18 protein-coding genes are annotated in these 24,226 nt (G+C 53.0%); 4 read left to right on the top strand and 14 right to left on the bottom strand.

Annotated features, from left to right (window positions below; translation table 11 throughout):
* Positions 1-127 precede the first annotated feature (127 nt).
* The 3 genes from glpC to glpA are packed head-to-tail and all read right to left on the bottom strand — an operon-like array spanning position 128 to position 4,192.
* Positions 128-1,318: an anaerobic glycerol-3-phosphate dehydrogenase subunit GlpC gene (glpC, locus tag BZK41_RS07295; protein ID WP_079937691.1), complete on the bottom strand. Its 1,191-nt coding sequence runs from the start codon at positions 1,316-1,318 to the stop codon at positions 128-130.
* On the bottom strand, positions 1,315-2,574 hold the full coding sequence (gene glpB / locus BZK41_RS07290) for a glycerol-3-phosphate dehydrogenase subunit GlpB (RefSeq protein ID WP_079937690.1): 1,260 nt from the start codon (positions 2,572-2,574) through the stop codon (positions 1,315-1,317). The genes glpC and glpB overlap by 4 nt, the downstream gene beginning before the upstream one ends.
* Positions 2,564-4,192, bottom strand: a complete 1,629-nt coding sequence (glpA, locus tag BZK41_RS07285) for an anaerobic glycerol-3-phosphate dehydrogenase subunit A (RefSeq protein ID WP_079937689.1) — start codon at positions 4,190-4,192, stop codon at positions 2,564-2,566. Before glpA ends, glpB begins: the two co-directional genes overlap by 11 nt.
* A 270-nt stretch (positions 4,193-4,462) precedes the next feature.
* Here glpA and glpT point away from each other — a divergent pair, with 270 nt between their 5' ends.
* Together glpT and glpQ are read left to right on the top strand one after the other, a co-directional pair.
* Positions 4,463-5,821, top strand: a complete 1,359-nt coding sequence (gene glpT, locus BZK41_RS07280; RefSeq protein WP_003834677.1) for a glycerol-3-phosphate transporter — start codon at positions 4,463-4,465, stop codon at positions 5,819-5,821.
* A gap of 3 nt (positions 5,822-5,824) precedes the next feature.
* Positions 5,825-6,892 carry a glycerophosphodiester phosphodiesterase gene (gene glpQ, locus BZK41_RS07275; RefSeq protein WP_079937688.1) on the top strand — a complete coding sequence of 356 codons (1,068 nt, stop codon included), beginning with the start codon at positions 5,825-5,827 and terminating at the stop codon, positions 6,890-6,892.
* Positions 6,893-6,953: 61 nt separating this feature from the next.
* Here glpQ and BZK41_RS07270 read toward each other — a convergent pair whose 3' ends face one another.
* Complete coding sequence (locus BZK41_RS07270) at positions 6,954-7,832, bottom strand: LysR family transcriptional regulator (RefSeq protein ID WP_079937687.1); 879 nt, start codon at positions 7,830-7,832, stop codon at positions 6,954-6,956.
* A 160-nt stretch (positions 7,833-7,992) separates the two neighbouring features.
* On the opposite strand from BZK41_RS07270, the gene BZK41_RS07265 reads away from it, so the two are divergent.
* The gene (locus BZK41_RS07265) at positions 7,993-9,183 is read left to right on the top strand and encodes an MFS transporter (protein WP_079937686.1); all 1,191 of its coding nucleotides are present in this window, start codon (positions 7,993-7,995) and stop codon (positions 9,181-9,183) included.
* Positions 9,184-9,186: 3 nt separating this feature from the next.
* Here BZK41_RS07265 and yfaE read toward each other — a convergent pair whose 3' ends face one another.
* From yfaE to ubiG, 4 genes are all read right to left on the bottom strand, one after another.
* Positions 9,187-9,441, bottom strand: a complete 255-nt coding sequence (gene yfaE, locus BZK41_RS07260; RefSeq protein ID WP_079937685.1) for a class I ribonucleotide reductase maintenance protein YfaE — start codon at positions 9,439-9,441, stop codon at positions 9,187-9,189.
* Positions 9,441-10,571: a class Ia ribonucleoside-diphosphate reductase subunit beta gene (nrdB, locus tag BZK41_RS07255; protein ID WP_003027605.1), complete on the bottom strand. Its 1,131-nt coding sequence runs from the start codon at positions 10,569-10,571 to the stop codon at positions 9,441-9,443. The genes yfaE and nrdB overlap by 1 nt, the downstream gene beginning before the upstream one ends.
* Positions 10,572-10,681: 110 nt before the next feature.
* On the bottom strand, positions 10,682-12,967 hold the full coding sequence (gene nrdA / locus BZK41_RS07250) for a class 1a ribonucleoside-diphosphate reductase subunit alpha (protein ID WP_048215880.1): 2,286 nt from the start codon (positions 12,965-12,967) through the stop codon (positions 10,682-10,684).
* Positions 12,968-13,386: 419 nt separating this feature from the next.
* A complete protein-coding gene (gene ubiG, locus BZK41_RS07245; RefSeq protein ID WP_008785314.1) occupies positions 13,387-14,115 on the bottom strand; it encodes a bifunctional 2-polyprenyl-6-hydroxyphenol methylase/3-demethylubiquinol 3-O-methyltransferase UbiG in 729 nt (242 codons plus the stop codon).
* A gap of 158 nt (positions 14,116-14,273) precedes the next feature.
* Here ubiG and gyrA point away from each other — a divergent pair, with 158 nt between their 5' ends.
* Entirely contained in the window at positions 14,274-16,913 is a 2,640-nt protein-coding gene (gene gyrA, locus BZK41_RS07240) for a DNA topoisomerase (ATP-hydrolyzing) subunit A (protein WP_003834662.1), read from the top strand.
* Between the two features lie 43 nt (positions 16,914-16,956).
* Here the strand turns inward: gyrA and BZK41_RS07235 are convergent, their stop codons facing one another.
* The 6 genes from BZK41_RS07235 to atoS form a co-directional block, all read right to left on the bottom strand.
* Positions 16,957-18,141: an acetyl-CoA C-acetyltransferase gene (locus tag BZK41_RS07235; protein WP_079937684.1), complete on the bottom strand. Its 1,185-nt coding sequence runs from the start codon at positions 18,139-18,141 to the stop codon at positions 16,957-16,959.
* Positions 18,142-18,171: 30 nt separating this feature from the next.
* Positions 18,172-19,494, bottom strand: a complete 1,323-nt coding sequence (locus BZK41_RS07230; protein ID WP_079937683.1) for a TIGR00366 family protein — start codon at positions 19,492-19,494, stop codon at positions 18,172-18,174.
* Complete coding sequence (locus tag BZK41_RS07225; protein WP_079937682.1) at positions 19,491-20,141, bottom strand: 3-oxoacid CoA-transferase subunit B; 651 nt, start codon at positions 20,139-20,141, stop codon at positions 19,491-19,493. The genes BZK41_RS07230 and BZK41_RS07225 overlap by 4 nt, the downstream gene beginning before the upstream one ends.
* A gap of 2 nt (positions 20,142-20,143) precedes the next feature.
* Complete coding sequence (atoD, locus tag BZK41_RS07220; RefSeq protein WP_079937681.1) at positions 20,144-20,803, bottom strand: acetate CoA-transferase subunit alpha; 660 nt, start codon at positions 20,801-20,803, stop codon at positions 20,144-20,146.
* Between the two features lie 199 nt (positions 20,804-21,002).
* A complete protein-coding gene (atoC, locus tag BZK41_RS07215) occupies positions 21,003-22,388 on the bottom strand; it encodes an acetoacetate metabolism transcriptional regulator AtoC (RefSeq protein WP_079937680.1) in 1,386 nt (461 codons plus the stop codon).
* Complete coding sequence (gene atoS / locus BZK41_RS07210; protein ID WP_079937728.1) at positions 22,385-24,223, bottom strand: two-component system sensor histidine kinase AtoS; 1,839 nt, start codon at positions 24,221-24,223, stop codon at positions 22,385-22,387. The genes atoC and atoS overlap by 4 nt, the downstream gene beginning before the upstream one ends.
* Positions 24,224-24,226 lie beyond the last annotated feature (3 nt).

The raw sequence follows: 24,226 nt of genomic DNA, 5'->3' as shown, positions 1-24,226 counted from the left end.
CGGGAAATGGGTTCTTTGCGTGGATGAATCAGAGATAAATACGCCCGACTGCAACGTATTCAATTAAGCGGAACGGGCTACGCAAAAAATGCCCGGTAGCAAATGCAAATGCCACCGGGCAACAGAGTTAACCCAACGCTTTGGCAAGCAGGGTGATGGGATGTTCGCAACGCTTACTGGTAGACATCTCAATCTGCCATTTACAGGTTTCGCAGTCGGTGACGACGATATCAGCGCCGCTTTCTTCAATTTGGCGGAATAACGGTGCGCCAATAGACTGGGAAGTCGGATAGTTTTCCTTTTTAAAGCCGTAAGTCCCGGCAATCCCGCAACACTGAGAATCCAGCACCGTCAGCTCCAGCCCCGGAATTTGTCGCAGTAGCTCCAGTGTATAGAGGGTCCAGCCCATTTTCTCCATGTGACATGGCGTGTGATAGACCACCTTCAGCGGCAGCGTTTTCAGCGGCAGCGTTTTACCTTCATCCAGCTTGCGCCACAGCCAGCGGGTTGCCAGTTCAATGTGTTCACGCAGGCCTGAGTTGTCGACATCCAGCACTTCCGGATATTCATCACGTAGCGCAAAGGTACAGGTCGATGAGGTGGCGATCACCGGAATGCCTTTACCATCAATCGCCTCCCTGAGTGAGGCCACGTTGCTTACTGCCTGCTTACGCGCTTTATCGGTAAAGCCGTTGGCAATCAGCGGTACGCCGCAGCATTTCTCTTTGCTCAGCAGTTGTACGCCGGTTCCCATCGCATTCAATACCTTGATCAGGTCTTTGCCGAGCTGGGGATGGTTGTAATTCACAAAACAGCCGTGGAAAAAGGCGACCTGATCCTGATACTGCGCCTGCTGTGCGGCAACGCTGCGATACCAGCGGCGGAAGGTGCCAAAGGAGTACTTCGGCAGCGTACGGCGATGATCGATTTTTAGCGCGTAATCCAGCAGCTGACGTACTGGTTTCAGCGAGGTGGCGGTATTCACTATTGGGGCGAAGGGGGTGGATACGCTACCCATCAAATCGGTATGGCTTAAGACAAAATTACGCAGCGATGGGCGCGTTGTGTCGTATTTGGCGCGCGCGCGCTGGATGATATCACCGATTTTCACGTCTGACGGACAGGCCACTTCGCAGCGCTTACAGTTGATGCAATATTTCAGCGCCTCGTCATATAACGCGCCATCTTTCAGGCGTAAGCGTTCACCGTCCGGACCGGCCTGCTTAGGGCCTGGGTAGCTCGGATTGACGCGGCTTACCGGGCAGGCGGTGGTGCACACCGTGCATTTGATACAACTTTCAAAACGTGTGTCGCTCATTGCTGTCCTCCTGCACGTTTCGCAATATGATGTGCGGCATGTAAGGCGCTAACTGCGCACACGCCGCCTCCGCAACCCTGGGCTATAGGGTCGAATCCGCCGAGGACGGAACCAATGGCATACATGTTCTCTATCGTTTTTCCCGCCAGTGATGGGCGCAGTGCGGAATCGGTAGTTACACCAAACTGTTGCCACGGTTGTGGATCGAAAACATCACGCTGATACCACTCGGCGCGGGTGGCGGTTTGCTGTACATCCAGTCCCAGGATTGGTTCGTGGATTGCCTCACGCGTGGCGATCAGTCCGCTGCTGAAGAAGCTGCCGCTCGCGAGCACGGCAAAACGTGGCCGCAAGGGGATATCGGCATGATTTCGGGTCCAGATTTCGCTGACCACGCCATCCTGACAGGTGATTTTTTTCACTTCATCACCCGGCATCCACACACCGCCCTGACGCACAAACTGGCGCTGCAACTTGTTGTGCAAACGCATGCCCAGTACCGAGGGCGGTAGGGTCGGTAACAGTGTCAGCGAGCAGGGGAGGCGCTCGTTAAGCCACTGCCAGAGCCGCTCATCTGCCAGACCGAAGCAGGCCGGCATGATTATCATGTCGCAGGTTTTTGCCATTGGCAGCAATGCGTCATAGAGCAGCGACCATTTATCTTCGTTATCCAGCAGGCGCGCAATGTTGACGGCGCGAAACTCGGTCGGGTTATCACGCAGGACATCCAGCTCAGGGAGATCGATTTCTGCTGTCTCGACGCTGAGATTGCGTTGGCGTAATGATGCCGCGGCGAGATGCGCCTGAAAATCCAGTAAACCGCTAATACCCACAACGCAGATACGCTCTGCAGACAGCGGCCAGACCGGCACTTCCGGGGAACTTAACCAGGTTGAGCGCAAGGTTCCTAACGGGGTTACGCGTTGATGTGAATGATGTACCTTGCCCTGCAAATGCGTGCCGCATTCTTCCAGCAGATTTTGCGCCTGTTGGGCCAGCTCCAGAACGTTCTGCGTTCCGATGGTGCTATACGGATGTGCGGGGGCCTGAGTGCGCAGCGCATTCAAACCCGCTTCAATATCCGTCACCGGTTGACCATCGGGTAAGCTGCTGAGCAAATCCAGTGAGCCGGAGGAAAAATGCAGGGCGCTTTGGCCGCGGGTAACAATCGTGCAGCGCAGTCCGCTTTTTTGCAGTTGCAGGCCACATAGCAGTCCGGCGAGGCCGCCGCCGATAATGACGGTATCAAATTTCATCCTGGTGCTCCTTTTCCAGACCACACAACCCTTGATAAACCCAGCGCGTGAATTCGCTTTCGCGCAGCGCATCTCCCCAGGCGATAGGCTGCACGCCTTTCCAGCGTTCGTTGAGGAAGTCGGAAAGCTGGGTAATAGACTGCGCTGCGGTAGTGACATTAAAACGTTGCAGCAAACCTGCCGCGCGGCAGGCACACAATTCGCCCTGGCAGGTCCCCATTCCAACACGGGTACGGCGACGCAAATCGAGCAGGCTGTTGACGGTTAAATTTTCGACGGCGTATTGCACTTCGCCTGCGGTGACCGCTTCGCATTCGCAGACCAGGCTGCGGTGCTGACGGCCTTCGCTAAGCCACGCTGGGGTGCGATCGCCGTGACGGTAGACCGCTGAGCCGCGCAATGGCGCGGGCAATGAGATCACGCGTTTAAGCGTATGCTCGGTAGACTCCTGCGAACCAGGCAGCGCGGTGTCTGCCGTTGTACAAGGTTGGGTATTACCCAGCTTACGGCAAACGGCATCGGTGGCCCATTCTGCCATCAGGCGATAGGTCATCAGTTTGCCGCCGGTAATGGTGATAAAACCATCCAGTCCGTCACGCTCTGCGTGATCGAACAGTACAATCCCGCGGCTGACGTTACGACCGCTTGGATCGTCGTCGCTGGCTACCAGCGGGCGTACGCCGGAGTAGGCGCGTAAAATGCGCGTTTTCGCCATAATCGGCGCCAGCTTCTCGCCTTCACGCAGCAGAATATCGACCTCTTCTGCGGTGACGCGGTTGCTGTCGATATCGTCGTAATCAATGTGCTGTGAGGTGGTACCGATCAGCGAAATGGTATCGCCAGGCACCAGAATATCGGCGTCAGAGGGCTTACGGCAGCGGTTAATGACATGCTGGTTAATGCGATGATCCATAATCAGCAACGAACCTTTGGCCGGGAACATACGGATGCTCAGATCGGCATATTCCGCAATGCGTTGACCCCAGATCCCGGCGGCGTTGACGACAACCGGTGCATGCAGGGACTGCATTTCGCCTGTCAGATGATTGCGCACATTAACGCCGCAAACCGTTGCGCCTTCGCGGATCAGTCCCGTCACTTCATGTGCCGTTAAGATAACCGCGCCATGCTCACGCGCATCCAGCATGTTAGCCGCGGTTAAACGGAAAGGATCGACCGTCCCGTCTGGTACTTTTACTGCACCAATCAGCTGTGGATTCACGGAAGGTTCGATAATACGTGCCTGCTGAGGGTCAATCGCTTCTGCGCGGATCCCTGCCTCTTCACAGGCGCGAATAAAGGTGGCCTGGAAGGACAGCTCATCCTCCGGCAGGGTAATAAACAGACCGTCCGTTGGCTCAACGCAATGACGGGCGATACGTTTCAGAATTTGGTTTTCGCTGATGCACTCACGGGCAGATTCAGCGTCGGTGACGGCGTAGCGTGCACCGCTGTGCAGCAGGCCGTGGTTGCGCCCGGTCGCACCAGTGGCGATATCGTGGCGTTCCACTAAGATGACGCGCAACCCGCGCAGCGCACAGTCGCGTGCGATCCCTGCACCTGTTGCTCCCCCACCAATGATAATCACGTCACTTGTTTGCGAGTCGCGAGTTTTCATTGTTTTTCCTCACAGTTCGTTTTTTATCATTTAGCCACATAAAAAACATGGATTGTTTGATTTCGCGCATAATCGCTCATTATTCGAAAATGAAACGTGATTTCGTGCGCCTTTATGAACATTTGTCATAAATCTGTAACAATATGTGCTGCGTTTCACATTTTTGTTATGTATCTTTCCTTAACATCGCGGCCACACTGGGAGCGGTAGGGTAGTAATGACGAACTGCAGTGTTTACTTCGAATGAAAGACGGCCACGGAGGCTACACTATGTTGAGCATTTTTAAACCAGCGTCACACACGGCGCGTTTACCTGCAGCGGAGATCGATCCGACATATCGTCGATTACGTTGGCAGATTTTTCTGGGGATTTTCTTTGGTTATGCCGCGTACTATCTGGTACGTAAGAACTTTGCCCTTGCGATGCCGTATCTGGTTGAGCAAGGTTTCTCGCGTGGCGATCTGGGTTTTGCGTTGTCCGGTATCTCCATTGCTTACGGATTTTCGAAATTCATCATGGGGTCCATTTCGGATCGCTCGAATCCGCGCGTTTTCCTGCCAGCCGGTCTGATTCTGGCCGCCGCAGTAATGCTGTTCATGGGCTTTGTGCCGTGGGCGACATCGAGCATCGCGATAATGTTTGTGCTGTTGTTCCTCTGCGGATGGTTCCAGGGGATGGGCTGGCCGCCGTGTGGCCGTACTATGGTGCACTGGTGGTCGCAGAAAGAGCGTGGGGGCATTGTTTCCGTCTGGAACTGTGCGCATAACGTGGGTGGCGGTCTGCCTCCGCTGTTGTTCCTGCTGGGTATGGCCTGGTTCAATGACTGGAAAGCGGCGCTGTATATGCCTGCTTTCGGTGCGATCGTCGTCGCGCTGATTGCTTTTGCCCTGATGCGTGACACACCACAGTCCTGTGGTCTGCCGCCTATCGAAGAGTATAAGAACGACTATCCGGACGATTACACCGAGAAAGCGGAAGAAGAGCTGACTGCAAAGCAGATCTTCATGCAGTACGTACTGCCGAACAAACTGTTGTGGTACATCGCTATCGCTAACGTGTTTGTTTATCTGCTGCGTTACGGCATCCTGGACTGGTCACCGACCTACCTGAAAGAAGTGAAGCATTTCGCACTGGACAAATCATCCTGGGCCTACTTCCTGTATGAGTATGCGGGTATTCCGGGCACGCTGTTGTGCGGCTGGATGTCGGATAAAGTCTTCCGTGGTAACCGTGGCGCGACTGGCGTGTTCTTTATGACGCTGGTAACTATTGCGACCATCGTTTACTGGATGAACCCGGCAGGCAACCCGAACGTCGATATGGCTTGTATGATCATCATCGGCTTCCTGATCTACGGCCCGGTAATGTTGATTGGTCTGCACGCGCTGGAACTGGCACCGAAAAAAGCGGCGGGAACGGCGGCTGGCTTTACCGGTCTGTTCGGTTATCTCGGCGGTTCTGTGGCCGCGAGCGCTATTGTTGGCTACACCGTTGACTTCTTCGGTTGGGACGGCGGCTTTATGGTAATGATTGGCGGTAGCGTGCTGGCGGTTATTCTGCTGGTGGTCGTCATGATTGGCGAAAAACGCCATCACGAAGAGATGGAACTGAAGCGTAACGGGGGCTAATAGATGAAAACTACATTGAAAAGTCTCAGCGTGGCACTGATGATCGCAGGTATGGTGGTCAGCAGTGCGGCGGTTGCCGCAGATAAGATCGTGATTGCGCACCGTGGCGCCAGCGGTTATCTACCGGAGCATACGCTACCTGCGAAAGCGATGGCCTATGCTCAGGGGGCGGATTACCTGGAACAAGATTTGGTGATGACCAAAGATGACCATCTGGTCGTCCTGCATGACCACTATCTTGACCGCGTTACCGATGTTGCCGAGCGTTTTCCGGATCGTGCGCGTAAAGACGGGCGTTACTACGCTATCGACTTTACGCTGGATGAAATTAAATCGCTGAAATTTACCGAAGGCTTCGATATCGAAAATGGCAAAAAGGTCCAGACCTACCCAGGGCGTTTCCCGATGGGTAAATCTGATTTCCGCGTGCACACGTTCGAAGAAGAAATTGAGTTTGTTCAGGGATTAAATCATTCCACCGGTAAAAACATCGGTATTTACCCGGAAATGAAAGCGCCGTGGTTCCATCACCAGGAAGGGAAGGACATTGCGGCTAAGACGCTGGAAGTACTGAAAAAGTACGGGTATACCGACAAGAACGACAAGGTCTATCTACAGTGTTTTGATGTTGCTGAGTTGAAGCGCATTAAAAATGAACTGGAACCGAAGATGGGGATGGATCTCAATCTGGTACAGTTGATTGCGTACACTGACTGGAATGAAACCCAGGAGAAAAAGCCGGACGGTAGTTGGGTTAATTACAACTACGACTGGATGTTTAAACCGGGTGCCATGAAGCAGGTTGCGCAGTATGCGGACGGCATTGGGCCGGACTACCACATGCTGATTGATGAGAAGTCGAAGAAGGGCAATATCTCGTTAACTGGCATGGTGCAGGACGCACATCAGAATAAGATGGTGGTGCATCCTTATACCGTTCGTGCCGATCAACTGCCGGATTACACCACTGATGTAAACCAGCTGTATGGCATTCTTTATAACAAGGCGGGCGTTGACGGGCTGTTCACCGACTTCCCCGACAAAGCAGTGAAATTCTTAAATAAAGAGTGATGGCGTAAGGCCTGTGATGCACCTCCGGTCACAGGCCTTAATGGATGAAACGTTTTAACTGCTAGATAAGGCCGTCTGTTGTCAACGTTTCCATACATGCCTGCAGGAGAAATAAAGGGCTGCCGTCTACCGGCGGCTCTTTTGCCAGTAAGGATATCTGTCGATAGAATGTCGGTTCCAGCGCGACAGAGCGCACTTTCCCACCAACCGCCTTCAGCGTTAATTCCGGTAATAACGCCATACCCAGCCCCTGACGAATAAAGCTCATCGCGGTATCCGGATGGTTAAACTCGTATTTAATGACCGGTTCAATTCCCTTCTCTTTAAATAGCGCCATGATGCTTAATTCATAGCGACCTTTGCTGATAATTAGCGGTTCTCCAACCAGTTGTTCCACTGAAATTGTGCTGGTGGCAGCCAGCGGATGGCTTTCAGGAAGTACGACGGTAAATTTGTCGCGATACACCGGTACGCAGTACATGTCATTTACCGGGAAATGTACAAATCCCGCATCGATATCCCCACTGCGCAGGGAATCAACGATTGCCGTGCTGTTTTCTTCATAAGGGATAATTTTGATGTGCGGGTGGTGCTGTTCGAAGTGGTGGATGATGCCGGGCAAAATGCAGGCACAGGCGCTGGGAAAGCAGCCGATACGCAGAGTTCGGGCCGGGTTTTGTCGTTCTTGCTCGGCAATCTCTTTCACCGCGTTGGTTTCAGACACGATCGTCCGCAGGTGTGAAACGATCCGACACCCGGCTGGGCTAAGTTGAATGTCTTTGCGGCGTTCGCGGATAAGAATATCAACCCCTAGCTCTTCCTCCAGGGCTGAAATTGCCTGACTTACGGCGGATTGGGTCATATATAGCCGCTTGCTGGCTTCGGTAAAACCCCCGTACTCAAGCACGGCAAGCAGGGCGTGGATCTGTGTTAATGTCATTAGATCCCTCTAATCAACAATATTAAAACGATTAATTTCTCTAATATAATGGACCTGTTTATACTTGCGGTCTACCGTAAAATCACACTTCGACGCACCTGTCCGTAGTTCAGTTGAGCTGAGCGTTGCCTGCGTGCGCCGTCTGGACAGGCTGTCGAATATGAAAGAAAAACTGTGGACGAAAGATTTTTGGGCGATAACGATAATCAGCTTTATTATATTTTTTGTTTTTTATGTCCTGCTCACGCTATTACCGATCTATATTTCGGATCGCCTGCATGCCACTCCAGATAAGGCCGGATTATTAGTCACCTTCTTTCTGGGGGCCGCCATTGTTGTGCGCCCGTTTGCGGGACAATGGGTAGGAAAATATTCGAATAAAACGATTCTGGTGCTCTCTTCTCTGGCCTTTTTGGTGGTCACTGCGCTGTATCCTTTTTGCCACTCAATTGAATCACTGCTGTTAATTCGGGTGCTTCATGGTGTGACGTTTGGCGTTATTACCACGGTAAAAGGAACGATTTCCGCGCGGTTGATACCGGCCTCCCGACGTGGGGAGGGCATCAGTTTTTTCTCATTAGCGATGGGGCTGGCGATGGTTGTGGGGCCATGGGTGGGCCTGAACATGGCGCGCTGGGGGGCATTTACCACGGCGTTCTGGCTGTGTAGCGCGGTTGCCACGCTAGGTATCATCCTGTCTTTGATCGTTACCGTACCGCCAGTTATCCGCCATGCTGACGGCTCCAAACCGAAGCTTGGGTTTGCGGCAATGTTTGACCGTGCCGCGATGCCTTTCGCGATGGTGACGTTTTTCATGACTTTCTCCTACGCGGGTGTTTCCGCCTTCCTGGCATTGTATGCGCGGGAACTCGATCTGATGGCCGCCGCCAGTAATTTCCTGTTGTGTTACGCCATTTGCCTGATGATCTGTCGAACCTTTACCGGCAATATTTGTGATAAAAAAGGGCCGAAATACGTGGTCTACCCGTGTTTGCTGGCCTTTACCGTTGGGCTGGTGGCGCTGGGCTATACTAACGGCAGCATTATGATGATTATTTCAGGTGGATTAATCGGCATTGGTTATGGTTCGGTTACGCCGGTATTTCAGACACAAATTATTAGCTCGGTGGAACCCCATAAAATTGGTATCGCCAATTCGCTGTTTTTCAATGCGATGGATGCAGGAATGGCAATCGGCGCGTTTATCATGGGGATGATGGTCGAGGGTGTGGGATATCGGGCGATTTATCTGGTGGGTGCACTGCTGGTGGTACTGGCCGGGGCGCTGTACATCATGCAGATGAAAAAGCGCGGAGACGTGGTACTGGTCTCCGCGCATGAAGTTCACTAAACACTACAGCTCTATTTCAATATCGCCTTTTGCCCGGCAACAGCACGGCAATATTTCACCGGGCTGAATGAAGGCCAGCGGTTCTGCAATCCAGTCAACCTGTCCCGCCACCAGGCGGGTACGGCAGGAGCCGCAGTAGCCTTCACGACACTGATATTCGACTTCAACATCGTGCGACTCGAGCGCGGCAAGCAGGGAAGGGTGTCCATCCTGGCACAGCAACTGTGTGCCAGAGATGCGCAGAGTCACGCGGCCCATCAGAGCTGGAAGTTACTCAGATCGTCAGTATCGACTTCGGAATCGATCTGGCCGACCAGATAAGAGCTGACTTCCACTTCCTGCGGCGCAACCTGGACGTTGTCAGACACCAGCCAGGTATTGATCCAAGGGATCGGGTTAGAGCGCGTCTGGAACGGCAGATCGAGCCCAACAGCCTGCATACGGATGTTGGTGATGTACTCAACGTACTGGCACAGAATGTCTTTGTTCAGGCCAATCATTGAGCCATCGCGGAACAGATAGTCTGCCCACTCTTTTTCCTGCAGCGCGGCCTGTACGAACAGGTCGTAGCACTCTTGTTTGCACTCTTCGGCAATTTCCGCCATCTCCGGATCGTCCACGCCGCTGCGCAGCAGGTTCAGCATATGCTGGGTACCGGTCAGGTGCAGGGCTTCGTCGCGGGCGATCAGACGAATAATTTTCGCGTTGCCTTCCATCAGTTCACGTTCGGCGAAGGCGAAAGAGCAGGCGAAGCTGACATAAAAGCGGATCGCTTCCAGCGCGTTCACGCTCATCAGGCACAGATACAGCTTCTTCTTCAGCTCACGCAGGTTTACAACAACCGTTTTGCCATTAACGGTATGCGTACCTTCACCGAGCAAGTGCCAGTAGCTGGTCATCTCGATCAATTCGTCGTAGTAGCTGGAAATGCCTTCTGCGCGCTTCTGGATTTGCTCGTTGGTGACGATATCGTCAAACACCACCGCCGGATCGTTAACGATATTACGGATGATGTGGGTGTAGGAGCGGGAATGGATCGTTTCAGAAAACGCCCACGTTTCCACCCAGGTTTCCAGTTCAGGGATCGAGATTAACGGCAGCAGCGCGACGTTAGGACTACGTCCCTGAATGGAGTCCAACAGCGTCTGATACTTCAGGTTGCTGATGAAGATATGTTTTTCATGTTCCGGCAATGCCTGGAAATCGATACGATCGCGAGAAACATCGACTTCTTCCGGACGCCAGAAGAAAGAGAGCTGCTTTTCGATCAGTTTTTCGAAGATGTCATATTTTTGCTGATCGTAGCGGGCGACGTTCACCGGCTGGCCGAAGAACATCGGTTCCAGAAGCTGATCATTTTTCGTCTGTGAAAAAGTGGTGTATGCCATTGATGTGAATCCTGTCTGGAATGTACTGCCGGATGTTCTTTGCTTATCCGGCATACAATACCGCGAATTAATTTGTAGGCCGGGTAAGCGCTATGCCACCCGGCAAAAGATTAAATCTTACATGCGCCGCTTTCGCAGCCATCGTCCTGAATGGACGGTACCAGATCGTCCTGAGAGTCTTCCGCACCGTCACGGGTGTTCTGATAATACAGCGTTTTGACACCAAATTTGTAGGCGGTGAGCAGGTCTTTCAGCAACTGCTGCATCGGTACTTTTCCGGACGGGAAGCGCGACGGATCGTAGTTGGTGTTGGCGGAAATCGACTGATCGATAAATTTCTGCATGATGCCTACCAGCTGCAGATAGCCGTCGTTGTTCGGCATTTCCCACAGCAGTTCGTATGCGTCGTGCAGGTGTTCGTAGTCCGGCACGACCTGACGCAGAATCCCATCTTTCGATGCTTTGATGCTCACGTAACCGCGAGGCGGTTCAATGCCGTTGGTGGCGTTGGAGATCTGTGAAGAGGTCTCGGACGGCATCAGGGCTGACAGCGTGGAGTTACGCAGACCGTGAGTTTTAATTGATTCGCGCAGGCTTTCCCAGTCGTAATGCAGGGACTCGCTGACGATAGCATCCAGGTCTTTTTTGTAGGTATCAATCGGCAGAATGCCTTTCGCATAGGTGGTTTCGTTAAACCATGGGCATGCGCCTTGCTCTTTTGCCAGCTCGTTAGAAGCCTTCAGCAGGTAATATTGAATCGCTTCAAAGGTTTTGTGAGTCAGGTTATTGGCGCTGCCGTCAGAGTAGCGTTTACCGTTTTTCGCCAGCCAGTAAGCGTAGTTGATCACGCCAATGCCCAGCGTACGACGACCCATCGCACCGCGTTTGGCGGCCGGAATCGGATAATCCTGGTAATCGAGCAGCGCATCCAGCGCACGTACCGCCAGTACGGCCAGTTCTTCCAGTTCGTCCAGACTTTCGATAGCGCCCAGGTTAAATGCGGACAGCGTACACAGCGCAATTTCGCCGTTTTCATCGTTAACGTCGGTCAGGGGTTTGGTCGGCAGGGCAATTTCCAGGCACAGGTTGGACTGGCGCACCGGCGCGACAACCGGATCAAACGGGCTATGGGTGTTGCAGTGGTCAACGTTCTGAATGTAGATACGACCAGTAGAGGCACGTTCCTGCATCATCAGTGAGAACAGCTCAACCGCTTTCACGCGCTGTTTGCGGATGCTGTCGTCGTTTTCATATTGGGTGTACAGACGTTCGAACTCATCCTGATCGGCGAAGAACGCGTCATACAGACCTGGAACGTCAGACGGGCTAAACAGGGTGATGTCGCCGCCTTTTAGCAGACGGGTGTACATCAGCTTGTTGATCTGCACGCCGTAGTCCATGTGACGTACGCGGTTGCCTTCTACGCCACGGTTGTTTTTCAGGACCAGCAGGCTTTCAACTTCCAGGTGCCACATTGGGTAGAACAGCGTGGCTGCACCACCGCGTACGCCACCCTGAGAGCAGGATTTCACCGCAGTCTGGAAATGCTTGTAGAACGGAATACAGCCGGTGTGGAATGCTTCACCGCCGCGAATCGGGCTACCCAGCGCACGGATGCGACCAGCGTTAATGCCGATACCGGCACGCTGAGAAACGTATTTCACAATTGCGCTGGAGGTTGCGTTGATGGAGTCCAGGCTGTCGCCGCACTCGATCAGTACGCATGAGCTGAACTGACGTGTAGGGGTACGCACGCCGGACATAATCGGCGTCGGCAGCGAGATTTTGAACGTAGAAACGGCATCGTAGAAACGTTTTACATATTGCAGACGTGTTTCACGCGGATAGTTAGAGAACAGGCAAGCCGCTACCAGAATGTAGAGGAACTGTGCGCTTTCATAGATCTCACCGGTAACACGGTTTTGCACCAGATATTTACCCTCTAGCTGCTTCACCGCAGCGTAGGAGAAGGTCATATCACGGTCGTGTACGATGAACGAGTCCATCTGCTTGAACTCTTCTTCCGTGTAGTCTTCCAGCAGATGATTGTCGTATTTGCCCATTTCAACCATTTTCACGACATGGTCGAACAGTTTTGGCGGTTCAAACTCACCGTAGGCTTTTTTGCGCAGGTGGAAAATTGCCAGACGGGCGGCCAGGTACTGATAATCCGGCGCTTCGCGGGAGATCAGGTCGGCGGCTGCTTTGATGATTGTTTCATGGATGTCGGAGGTCTTGATTCCGTCATAAAACTGAATGTGGGAGCGCAGCTCGACCTGAGAAATCGATACGTTATTCAGTCCTTCTGCCGCCCAATCCAGAACTCGGTGGATTTTGTCGAGATTGATGCGCTCTGTACTACCATCACGCTTTGTCACCAGCAGACTCTGATTCATGTGGTTTTTTACCTGTCCGTGAAAGAAAAAATATCCCCCATATTATCCACAGAGTCATGTTGTGACTAAGTCTGTGGATAAATACTATATGTAGGGGTTGTTTGATAAAATAGACGCTATATGGTGAGTATTCTAGTAGGGATTCTTTTCAGCACAAGAGTTGATTTTGAGGTTAAATTGAGGTTGCAAAAGGGTGATAATCGCTAAGTGCGCGTCTTATAAGGCCTGGCGGGGATGTCAATAATTGAGAAAAAAAATAGAAAATTTGATCGAGTGCTGATTTCTTCATCTAAGGCAAGGAAAGTTCTTATGATCTGGCACAGGATTTGTAGGCCTGATAAGCGAAACGTCATCAGGCATTGTTCCAGTTAGCAGGCCGGATGGCGGCGTTGCACGCTTTATCCGGCCTGCAGGAGCGGTTAATCAACCTTAGCGGTAGTATGTACCATATAGTTCACATCAACGCCCGGACCAAGTTTGAAGGTGTTGGTGATGGGGTTGTAATGCAGACCGGTCATATGACGCTCTTTCAGTACGGTCTGGTCAACCCACTCTAATAATTCAGCAGGCTTAATAAATTTTTTCACATCGTGCGTGCCTTTCGGCACCATGCGCAGAATATATTCCGCTCCGACCACAGCCATCAGCCAGGATTTGCCGTTGCGGTTAAGCGTGGAGAAAAATACTTCGCCACCCGGTTTGACCAGCCTGGCGCAAGCTCTGACCACTGACTGTGGGTCCGGCACGTGCTCCAGCATTTCCATGCAGGTGACAACGTCATACTGATGTGCATGCTTTTCCGCATGTTCTTCGACGGTTTCTTGTACGTACTCTACCTGGATGCCGCTTTCCAGCGCATGCAGTTTTGCTACCTGCAGCGGTTCAAAACCCATGTCCAGTCCGGTGACGGTGGCACCTTCGCGCGCCATACTCTCCGCCAGAATACCGCCGCCGCATCCGACGTCGAGTACCTTTTTACCAAACAGGCCGCCTGAACGCTCAGTAATATAGCCCAGACGCAGTGGGTTAATGCGGTGCAGCGGCTTAAATTCACCCTCAAGATCCCACCAGCGTGACGCGACTGCTTCAAACTTGGCAATTTCTTCATGGTCAACGTTGTGAGCTACCGGAGGTTTTTCGGCATTCATTGGGGCTTCTACTCCTAAATTTGCGATGCAAATGAGTATATCAGCCTGACGGGATGAATAAAGCCTCTGTCAGGGGGAATCCATTTACCTGAATCTGCACGAATGTGTTATAATTTGCGACCTTTGAATCCGGGATACAGTAGAGGGATAGCGGTTAGATGAGCGACCTTGCGAGAGAAATTACACCGGTCAACATTGAGGAAGAGCTGAAGAGCTCCTATCTGGATTATGCGATGTCGGTCATTGTTGGCCGTGCGCTGCCGGACGTCCGAGATGGCCTGAAACCGGTTCACCGTCGCGTACTTTACGCCATGAACGTATTGGGCAACGACTGGAATAAAGCCTATAAAAAATCTGCCCGTGTCGTTGGTGACGTAATCGGTAAATACCACCCTCATGGTGATACCGCCGTTTACGACACCATTGTTCGTATGGCGCAGCCATTCTCCTTGCGCTACATGCTGGTAGATGGTCAGGGTAACTTTGGTTCTGTCGATGGCGACTCCGCAGCGGCGATGCGTTATACGGAAATCCGTATGTCGAAAATCGCCCATGAGCTGATGGCTGACCTGGAAAAAGAAACGGTTGATTTCGTCGATAACTATGACGGCACCGAACAAATTCCTGACGTCATGCCGACCAAAATTCCTAACCTGCTGGTGAACGGTTCGTCCGGTATCGCGGTAGGTATGGCGACCAACATTCCGCCGCACAACCTGACCGAAGTGATCAACGGCTGTCTGGCATATATTGACGATGAAGACATCAGCATTGAAGGGCTGATGGAACATATTCCGGGTCCGGACTTCCCGACCGCCGCGATCATCAACGGTCGTCGTGGCATCGAAGAAGCCTACCGTACCGGTCGTGGCAAGGTGTACATTCGCGCACGCGCGGAAGTCGAAGCGGATGCCAAAACGGGTCGTGAAACCATCATCGTTCACGAAATTCCGTATCAGGTAAACAAAGCGCGCCTGATTGAGAAAATCGCCGAGCTGGTAAAAGACAAACGCGTTGAAGGCATCAGCGCGCTGCGTGACGAGTCTGATAAAGACGGTATGCGCATCGTGATTGAAGTGAAACGCGATGCGGTCGGGGAAGTGGTTCTGAACAACCTCTATTCCCAGACTCAACTGCAGGTTTCCTTCGGTATTAACATGGTTGCATTGCACCATGGTCAGCCGAAGATCATGAACCTGAAAGATATTATTGCCGCGTTCGTACGTCACCGCCGTGAAGTCGTAACCCGTCGTACTATCTTTGAACTGCGTAAAGCCCGCGACCGTGCGCACATCCTTGAAGCGCTGGCGATTGCGCTGGCGAACATCGATCCGATCATCGAACTGATCCGCCGTGCGCCGACCCCGGCAGAAGCGAAAGCCGCGCTGGTTGCGCGTTCGTGGGAACTGGGCAACGTTTCCGCCATGCTGGAACGTGCCGGTGATGACGCCGCGCGCCCTGAATGGCTGGAGCCGGAATTTGGCGTGCGTGACGGTCAGTACTACCTGACTGAACAGCAAGCTCAGGCTATTCTGGATCTGCGTTTGCAGAAACTGACCGGCCTTGAGCACGAAAAACTGCTCGACGAATACAAAGAGCTGCTGGAGCAGATCGCTGAACTGCTGCACATTCTGGGCAGCGCCGATCGTCTGATGGAAGTTATCCGTGAAGAAATGGAGCTGATTCGTGAACAATTCGGTGACGCTCGTCGTACCGAAATCACCGCGAACAGCGCTGACATCAACATCGAAGATCTGATTAGCCAGGAAGATGTTGTCGTAACCTTGTCTCATCAGGGCTACGTGAAATATCAGCCGTTAACCGATTACGAAGCGCAGCGTCGTGGCGGTAAAGGTAAATCAGCAGCACGCATTAAAGAAGAAGACTTTATTGACCGCCTGCTGGTGGCCAACACCCATGACACGATCCTCTGCTTCTCCAGCCGTGGTCGTTTGTACTGGATGAAGGTCTACCAGTTGCCAGAAGCAAGCCGTGGTGCGCGTGGACGTCCAATCGTCAACCTGCTGCCGCTGGAAGCTAACGAACGTATCACCGCGATTCTGCCAGTACGTGAGTACGAAGAGGGCGTGAACGTCTTCATGGCAACCGCCAGCGGTACCGTGAAGAAAACGGCGCTGACCGAGTTCAGCCGTCCGCGTTCTGCCGGTATTATTGCGGTTAACCTGAACGAAGGCGACGAACTGATTGGTGTAGATCTGACGTCCGGCAGTGACGAAGTCATGTTGTTCTCAGCGGCAGGTAAAGTGGTGCGCTTTAAAGAAGATGCTGTCCGTGCAATGGGTCGTACCGCGACCGGTGTACGCGGTATCAAGCTGGCGGAAAAAGATAGCGTGGTATCGCTGATCGTTCCGCGCGGTGAAGGCGCTATCCTGACCGTTACTCAGAACGGTTACGGTAAACGTACGGCGGCGGAAGAGTATCCGACCAAGTCTCGTGCGACCCAGGGCGTTATCTCCATCAAGGTTACCGAGCGCAACGGTTCCGTTGTTGGCGCTGTGCAGGTTGAAGATACCGACCAGATCATGATGATCACCGACGCAGGTACGCTGGTACGTACACGCGTGTCGGAAATCAGCGTGGTAGGGCGTAATACCCAGGGCGTTATCCTTATCCGTACTGCGGAAGACGAAAACGTGGTGGGTCTGCAACGCGTTGCTGAACCGGTTGATGATGAAGAGCTCGACTCCATCGACGGAAGCGCAGCTGAAGGCGACGAGGATATCGCGCCTGAAGCGGAAAGCGATGATGATGCAGCAGCGGACGACGCTGACGAGTAATTAAGACGCTATAAAAAGGGCCGGAGAAATCCGGCCCTTTTTTTTAGTTCATTCGTTCCACGATCATCGCGATTCCCTGACCCCCACCGATACACAGCGTAGCCAGTCCTAACGTTTTATCCCGCGCCTGTAGCGCATGCAGCAGTGTAACCAGGATTCGCGCGCCGCTGGCACCAATAGGATGTCCCAGCGCAATTGCCCCGCCGTTGACGTTAACTTTTTGCGGATCAAACCCCAGTGTTTTGCCGACGGCAAGAAACTGTGCGGCAAATGCCTCGTTGGCTTCGATAAGATCAATGTCGGATAACTGCAGCCCGCTCAGTTGTAGCGCTTTTTGGGTGGCAGGAACCGGCCCCATCCCCATCATTGCTGGTGCTACACCGCCGCTGGCCCAGGCTTTGATTCGTGCCAGTGGTTTTAGCCCTGCAGCCAGTGCCGCAGACTCTTCCATTATCACTAATGCCGCGGCACCGTCGTTAATCCCCGAAGCGTTACCCGCAGTGACGGTTCCTGCTTTATCGAAGGCCGGACGCAATGCGGCGAGACCTTCTGCCGTCGAGTCAGCTTTGGGAAATTCGTCGCGCTCAAAGATGACGGTTTTTTTACGTGAAGACACGCTGACGGGCACGATTTCAGCCTGAAATGCGCCAGATTCAATTGCAGCAACGGCTTTACGCTGTGACTGCAGAGCCAGCTCATCCTGCATTTCGCGGCTGATGCCATACTCTTTGGCGACATTTTCTGCGGTGATCCCCATATGGTAACCATGCTCGGCGCAGATCAGGCCGTCGCGCAAAATAACGTCCGACAATTGCCCGTCACCGAGGCGATATCCCCAGCGGGCTTTTGCGTCTAACAAGTAGGGAGCCAGGCTCATGTTCTCCATCCCTCCCGCGACGATTGCCTGAGCTTGCCCGGCTTTGATCGCGAGGGCTGCAAGCGCCACGCTTTTCAGGCCCGAGCCGCACACTTTGTTGACGGTAAAGCCGCAAACGGTATCGGACAGGCCGCTTTTTAATAATGCCTGACGCGCCGGGTTTTGCCCGAGTCCAGACTGCAACACGTTGCCCATAATCACTTCGTCCACGCGCTGTGGGTCAAGGCGCGCACGCTCAAGGGCGGCTTTAATGACGGTTGCTCCAAGCTCGACGGCACCCGTTGTTGCCAGTGCGCCGTTAAAACTGCCGATTGCGGTACGTGCCGCGCTGACGATGACACAGTTTTTCATTTTTCAGATCCTTTAAATAAGTTATTGCCGTCAGAACAGGGTCAATCCAATAACAAAGATGACGCCGGAGAAGAGCAGGGCGGTGATGCAGTACCCCATAATGTCGCGTACCCCCAACCCGGCGATAGCCAGCGCAGGTAGCGCCCAGAACGGTTGAGCCATGTTCATCCATTGCTCACCGTAGGCGATGGCCATAACTGATTTGCCAAGGTCGGCACCTAGCGCCTGAGCCGCAGGCATAACGAACGGTCCCTGAATAACCCAATGACCGCCACCGGATGGCACGGCAAAGTTAATCAATGCCGAACTGAAGAAGGTCATCAGCGGGAAGGTATCTTTGTTGGCAACGTTGATGAAAAATTCGGTAATGAGTCCACCGAGACCGGAGTGTTCCATCATCAACTGGATACCGGCGTAGAAGGGGAATTGCACCAGAATCCCGGCGGTACTCCGTGCGGCAGCGCTGACGGCGCGCATATAGGCCATTGGTGTTTTGTGCAGCAGCAGACCGGCGATCATAAACATCAGGTTGACGGTATTGATGGTGATGTTGAAACCTTTCTCGGCAAAGTAGATGCCCAGATAGGCAATGCCTAATGCACCGATGATCAGCGCCAGAATGCGGCTTTCTTCCAGCTTTTCAGATGGCGGTGCGTCAGCCGGCAGCTTCTTCTGAAAATCGACTTCTTCCAGTAACAGCTTCGGATCGATGCTCACCACATCTGAAGGTTTTGGCGTCATCATGCGCGTGATGAACGGCATCACCACAATCAACGCCACGGTAATGAAGATATTGAAACCGGTGAAGAGGGTATCCGCGACAGGGATTAATCCTGCTACGTGCTCGACCGGGTTGCCAGGCGTTGCCGCCAGTAAAGGCATTGAGCCAGAGAAACCGCCGCCCCAGGTCAAAAAACCGATGTAGGCACAGGCAATCAGTAGCGGATAATCGGAACCGGGTACCCGACGAGCGACTTCGCGGGCGAACATTGCTCCGACCACCAGACCAAATCCCCAGTTAATTACGCAGGCAACCGAACCAAAAAAAGTAACCAGCATTACGCCCTGAGCGGGGGTTTTGGCGGCGGATGCCGCCGTACGAAGTAGGCTTTTTACCGGCCCGGAACTGGCTAACGCATGGCCGGTCACGATGATCAGCGCCATCTGCATACCAAATGCCAGCAGGTTCCAGAAACCGTCACCCCAGAATTTCACCATGCTGATGGGTGTTTGTGGCGTTAGCCACAGCGCGATGCCAAAGGTCAGCAGCGTTAACAACATGGCGAAAATCAGCGGGTCGGGCAGCCAGCGGCTGACTACCCGTGTCATAAAGCGCGCGATGCGACCAATCATGCGTCACCTCGCAGGATGAGCAGATCGTCGGCAATATCAAACTGTGCCTCGGTTTTTTCACGCAGCGTGGCGATGTCGCATCCTTCGACGATTTCAGTCAGCCACATCTTGCCGTCAATAAAGCGGAATACGGCAAGTTCAGTGACCAGCATGTGCACCGCATGCTGTGCGGTAAGTGGCATGGTGCATTGACGCAGGATTTTCGCTGAACCGTCTTTCGCGCAATGCTCCATGGCGATAATGACTTTACGCGCACCGGTGACCAGATCCATTGCGCCACCCATGCCGGGCACCATCTTGCCGGGAACCACCCAGTTGGCGAGGTTTGCCTGCTCATCGACCTGCAACCCACCCAGCACGCAGGCATCAACGTGGCCGCCGCGAATCAACGCAAACGACATGGCGCTATCAAACATTGCCGCGCCCGGCAAAATACCGCATGGTTGTCCGCCCGCGTTTACCAGATCAGGATGCGCGGTGGTGACAGGGCCCAGTCCCAGAAAACCGTTCTCAGATTGCAGCGTAATGTGGATATCTGCAGGCAAATAGTTGGCTACCATGGTTGGCAGGCCGATACCTAAGTTGACAATATCGCCATCGCGAAGCTCTTGCGCCACCCGGCGTGCAATACGTTGTTTAGCATCCATGATTAGCTCTCCTGAGGAATGACGATATGGTCGATAACGGCGCCGGGGGTAACAATCTGGTCTGGCTGTAGCTGACCTGTTTCAACCATTTCATCCGGTTCAACCAGCGTGATGTCAGCGGCGAGGGCGATCAGAGGGTTAAAGTTACGGGCGCTAAGCTGATAGGTGAGGTTGCCAAGCATGTCAGAACGGTGGGCGCGAATAAGTGCTAGATCGGCGCGCAATGGGCGCTCAAGCAGCCAGGTTTTACCCTCTAGCGTCATGGTCTGCTTACCATCTTCCACGATGGTGCCAACGCCTGTTGGTGTCAGAAAGCCGCCAAGACCTGCGCCGCCGCAGCGAATTTGCTCAATCAGGGTTCCTTGCGGCACCAGTTGCACGTCCATCTCGCCGGCAATCATGCGACGACCGGTTTCTGGATTGGTACCAATGTGCGAGGCAATTACTTTGCTCACTCGCCCATTGACGATCAGGGGTCCGATACCGGTATCGACAAATGCAGTATCGTTAGCAATTAGCGTCAGATCTCTGACACCGGATTCCAGCAAGGCTTCAACCAGACGAGGCGGTGTGCCAACCCCCATAAAACCACCGACCATGATGGTCATGCCGTCACGAAAGAAGCCCGCAGCGTCTTGTAAGGTAATCAGTTTTGTTTTCATTATGTTTCCCTTTTTGCATACTCCATTTTGGGTACGCTTAGGGAATTGCAAGCAGAGTGCCAGGATGATTAAAAAGACGGGGTAATGTTTAGTTGATTGAATTTATTGATTTATTTTTTCGAGTCTGGTGGGTGATGATAGAGGGGAGTTATGCAGAATTTTGCGCAGTGTGCAAAATTCTGCATAGCAAATTTGCGTATCAGGAACCCGATGGGTCGATGCCGTACTCCTGTAATTTATACATCAGAGCGCGACGGCTGATTCCCAGCATCAGTGCGGTGCGGGTGCGATTGCCGTCCTGATTGTCGAGGACTTCGAGGATAATTCGTTTTTCCTCACGTTTAATCTCTTCTTTCAGATTGCGTTCCCCGGAGTAAGTCGATTTTGTCTCTGTCGTTGCGCTAACCGGGTTGCGAAATGAGTTGGGGAGATCGTCGGCAAAGATCACCGCGCCGGTATTCATCACGACCGCACGTTCGATGACGTTTGACAGTTCGCGAATATTACCCGGCCAGGGCCAGGCGGTGAGAATTGACATCGCCGTCGGGTCGATTTCAATAATATCTCGCTGATTTTCAGAGCTGAATTTTTGTAAAAAGTGGTTTGCTAATAAGGCAATGTCTTCCCGGCGCTCGCGTAAGGGAGGCAAGGTAAGGTGGATAACGTTGAGCCGGTAAAACAGGTCTTCGCGAAACGTACCTTCTTTCACCATCGTTTGCAGGCAGCGGTTGGTGGCGGCGACGATGCGAATATCAACGCGAATGGTCTGGTGCCCGCCGATGCGTTCAAACTCTCTCTCCTGCAAAATACGCAGCAGTTTGGCCTGTAGCCCCAGTGGCATCTCACCAATTTCATCAAGCAATAGCGTTCCCTGATGAGCGCGTTCGAACAATCCCTGGCGTAACGCCTGCGCCCCGGTAAAAGCACCTTTTTCGTGACCAAACAGTTCGCTTTCCAGCAGCGACTCCGGCAGGGCCGCACAGTTAATTTTGATAAATGGACCGTTGGCGCGTTTGCTGTTGTAGTGAATGGCGCGGGCGATCAGTTCTTTTCCCGTGCCGCTTTCACCGCTTATCAGGACGTTTGCCTGTGAGAGGGCGATTTTCGCCGTGTCTTTGCAGATATCCATCATACGCGGGCTGTTGGTCAGAATATGTCCCCACTGCCAACTGGTGCTCAACGCTTTATGCAGATTGCGGATCTCCTGTTTCATCTCCTGCAGTTGCAATGCGCGTTGAATCACCATGCTGAGTTCGTCGAGATCAAAGGGCTTAATCACGTAGTCGAATGCGCCGCTGCGCAGAGCTTCTACCGCGGTTTCCACTTCGGCGTAAGCGGTCATCAGAATGACGGGGATCCGTGGCTGCTGCGTGCGCATAACTTTCAGCGCGTCGATGCCATCCATCTCCGGCATGCGAATATCCATCAGTACCACGTCCGGCTGTGTTTCGCTAAACAGGCTCAGCGCGGCTTTCCCGTCGCTGGCGCAATGCGTTTCATGCCCTTGTAGGGAAAATGCGGTAGCAAGCATACGGCGAACATTTTCTTCATCATCAACGATGAGAATACGATAGGTCGTTTTCATTCTGACGGATTTCCCTGCGGGTTAAGAGGTAAAATCAGGGTGAATATCGCCCCGCAGCCAGGCTGGCTGGTTACGTGGATGTCCCCCTGATGTGCATTGATGATGCGCTGGCTCAGCGCCAGTCCAAGACCAGTGCCTGATGCTTTTGTCGTAAAAAAGGGATCGAATATTTTCTTCTGTATGGCGAGATCGATACCGTTGCCATTATCTTCAATCATCACGGCCTGCTGCGAGGCCGAGTATTGCCAGGTGCGGATGCGAATTTCGCCTCGTGCAGCAATCGCCTGTACCGCATTGATTAAAATATTGAGGATAACCTGCTTGAGGAGTTCACGATCGGCGACGATGGGTGCCAGGCCGGGATCAAATTCTGTTGTAAAGGCGATCCGTGCCTGAAGGCCAGCGGTTTGCACCAGGATTAGTGTCTCTTCAATTAGCGCATTGAGTCGAATCTGTTGCCACTGGCTTTGTCGCGGGCGCGAGAAATCTAACAGTTGTTGAATAACTTTATTGATGGAATCAATTTCGTTAAGCACAACAGATAAATACTCCTGATGTTCCGGCAGAGAGGTTTGCTGGCGGATGATCTGGACGTAGCCACGGATTGCGGTCAGCGGGTTTCTCACTTCATGCGCGACGCCGGCCATCAGTTCACCCAAAGTGGCGAGCCTTTCGGTTTGTGCCAGCCGACGCTGAGTCTCTTTACGGGCGGTTAAATCAGAGAAAATGACCAGCGCGCCAATCAGCTCGCCGTGTGCGTTATGGATCCGACTGGTGGTAACACTTATCTCAATGGTGCGTTCACGTCCCGGAAAGCTAATCTCCTGGGCCACATGTTCAGTACCGTGCTCCAGGGTGTCCAGTACCGGGCTATAAAACTGCGTGTTGGCAAAGAGCGTTGCATAAGACTGCCCGACCAGCTCATGTAGCGTGTAGCCAGTTATCTGCTCCGCCGCAGGGTTCATGGTGGTAACGTCGCCTTGTCTGTCGATGGCGATCACGCCATCTGCGGCATTTTCAATAATCAAATCGTTAAGAGTTTTGGTTTCCCGTAGCGTTTGCGCCAGCGCATTGACGCTACGGCTGATTTGTCCCAGCTCGCCGGGAAGTTCAGGCAGTCGGGCGGGCGTTTTTTGTGCCAACGTTGAAAGGCCATCGGTGATTATGTCGATATTTGCACTGAGTCGGCGTGAGAAATGCACGATGAGCAACAGACTACAAATGAGCCCGGCAACCAGTACGGCAATAATCCTGACGTCCATTCTCCAGGCCTGCTGACGAATATCTTCCGTCAGCTCATTGGCCCAGATATAGCCAATAACCTCTCCCTGGCGCTCTATTGGGATCATGGAGTTGAGTATGTCGCCGCGGACCTGTCGTCCGGAATAGACCACCGGCGCGTTGCTACTCATCACTTCGCGGCCCGGATGATCCTCCGTGATGGTGATTCCGACGTTGCTTTGATACAGCGCAGAGGGCGCGTAGGTGATAATGGCATCCAACGCTTTATGGTAATACCCGGCTCCAATGCCGGGAAACGCTTGGGTAATGCGTTCGGTAATGGGGCCCAACTCATGATTAAGCGCCCGAATGCGCTCTTCGCGCGGCAGGTTTTCGTAGTCGTTAAAGCTGTTTCCCAGTGCATCGTTTAGCAGGGTGAGGACCGATGACAGTTTTTTCTCTTTTTCAGATAAGACTGCTGAACGGCCTTCAGTTTCTACGATATAACCTATAGATATCGTCGGAATGACAACCATCAGAATGGCCATCATGATCATTTGGTTGCGTAATCGTCGTGGATATAACCGACGAGCCAGCCATCTCAGGTCGCGCATTCT

The sequence above is a fragment of the Citrobacter sp. A316 genome (genome assembly GCF_002042945.1).
Lineage (GTDB): Bacteria > Pseudomonadota > Gammaproteobacteria > Enterobacterales > Enterobacteriaceae > Citrobacter > Citrobacter portucalensis.
The sequence above is the reverse complement of the archived record's forward strand: the minus strand, read 5'-3'. Positions and strand labels throughout refer to the sequence as shown.

Excerpts from the sequence above, each read along its gene's own strand:
- glpC (WP_079937691.1), bottom strand. The coding sequence starts at position 1,318 with ATGAGCGACACACGTTTTGAAAGTTGTATCAAATGCACGGTGTGCACC.
- glpB (WP_079937690.1), bottom strand. The coding sequence starts at position 2,574 with ATGAAATTTGATACCGTCATTATCGGCGGCGGCCTCGCCGGACTGCTA.
- glpA (WP_079937689.1), bottom strand. The coding sequence starts at position 4,192 with ATGAAAACTCGCGACTCGCAAACAAGTGACGTGATTATCATTGGTGGG.
- glpT (WP_003834677.1), top strand. The coding sequence starts at position 4,463 with ATGTTGAGCATTTTTAAACCAGCGTCACACACGGCGCGTTTACCTGCA.
- glpQ (WP_079937688.1), top strand. The coding sequence starts at position 5,825 with ATGAAAACTACATTGAAAAGTCTCAGCGTGGCACTGATGATCGCAGGT.
- BZK41_RS07270 (WP_079937687.1), bottom strand. The coding sequence starts at position 7,832 with ATGACATTAACACAGATCCACGCCCTGCTTGCCGTGCTTGAGTACGGG.
- BZK41_RS07265 (WP_079937686.1), top strand. The coding sequence starts at position 7,993 with ATGAAAGAAAAACTGTGGACGAAAGATTTTTGGGCGATAACGATAATC.
- yfaE (WP_079937685.1), bottom strand. The coding sequence starts at position 9,441 with ATGGGCCGCGTGACTCTGCGCATCTCTGGCACACAGTTGCTGTGCCAG.
- nrdB (WP_003027605.1), bottom strand. The coding sequence starts at position 10,571 with ATGGCATACACCACTTTTTCACAGACGAAAAATGATCAGCTTCTGGAA.
- nrdA (WP_048215880.1), bottom strand. The coding sequence starts at position 12,967 with ATGAATCAGAGTCTGCTGGTGACAAAGCGTGATGGTAGTACAGAGCGC.
- ubiG (WP_008785314.1), bottom strand. The coding sequence starts at position 14,115 with ATGAATGCCGAAAAACCTCCGGTAGCTCACAACGTTGACCATGAAGAA.
- gyrA (WP_003834662.1), top strand. The coding sequence starts at position 14,274 with ATGAGCGACCTTGCGAGAGAAATTACACCGGTCAACATTGAGGAAGAG.
- BZK41_RS07235 (WP_079937684.1), bottom strand. The coding sequence starts at position 18,141 with ATGAAAAACTGTGTCATCGTCAGCGCGGCACGTACCGCAATCGGCAGT.
- BZK41_RS07230 (WP_079937683.1), bottom strand. The coding sequence starts at position 19,494 with ATGATTGGTCGCATCGCGCGCTTTATGACACGGGTAGTCAGCCGCTGG.
- BZK41_RS07225 (WP_079937682.1), bottom strand. The coding sequence starts at position 20,141 with ATGGATGCTAAACAACGTATTGCACGCCGGGTGGCGCAAGAGCTTCGC.
- atoD (WP_079937681.1), bottom strand. The coding sequence starts at position 20,803 with ATGAAAACAAAACTGATTACCTTACAAGACGCTGCGGGCTTCTTTCGT.
- atoC (WP_079937680.1), bottom strand. The coding sequence starts at position 22,388 with ATGAAAACGACCTATCGTATTCTCATCGTTGATGATGAAGAAAATGTT.
- atoS (WP_079937728.1), bottom strand. The coding sequence starts at position 24,223 with ATGCGCGACCTGAGATGGCTGGCTCGTCGGTTATATCCACGACGATTA.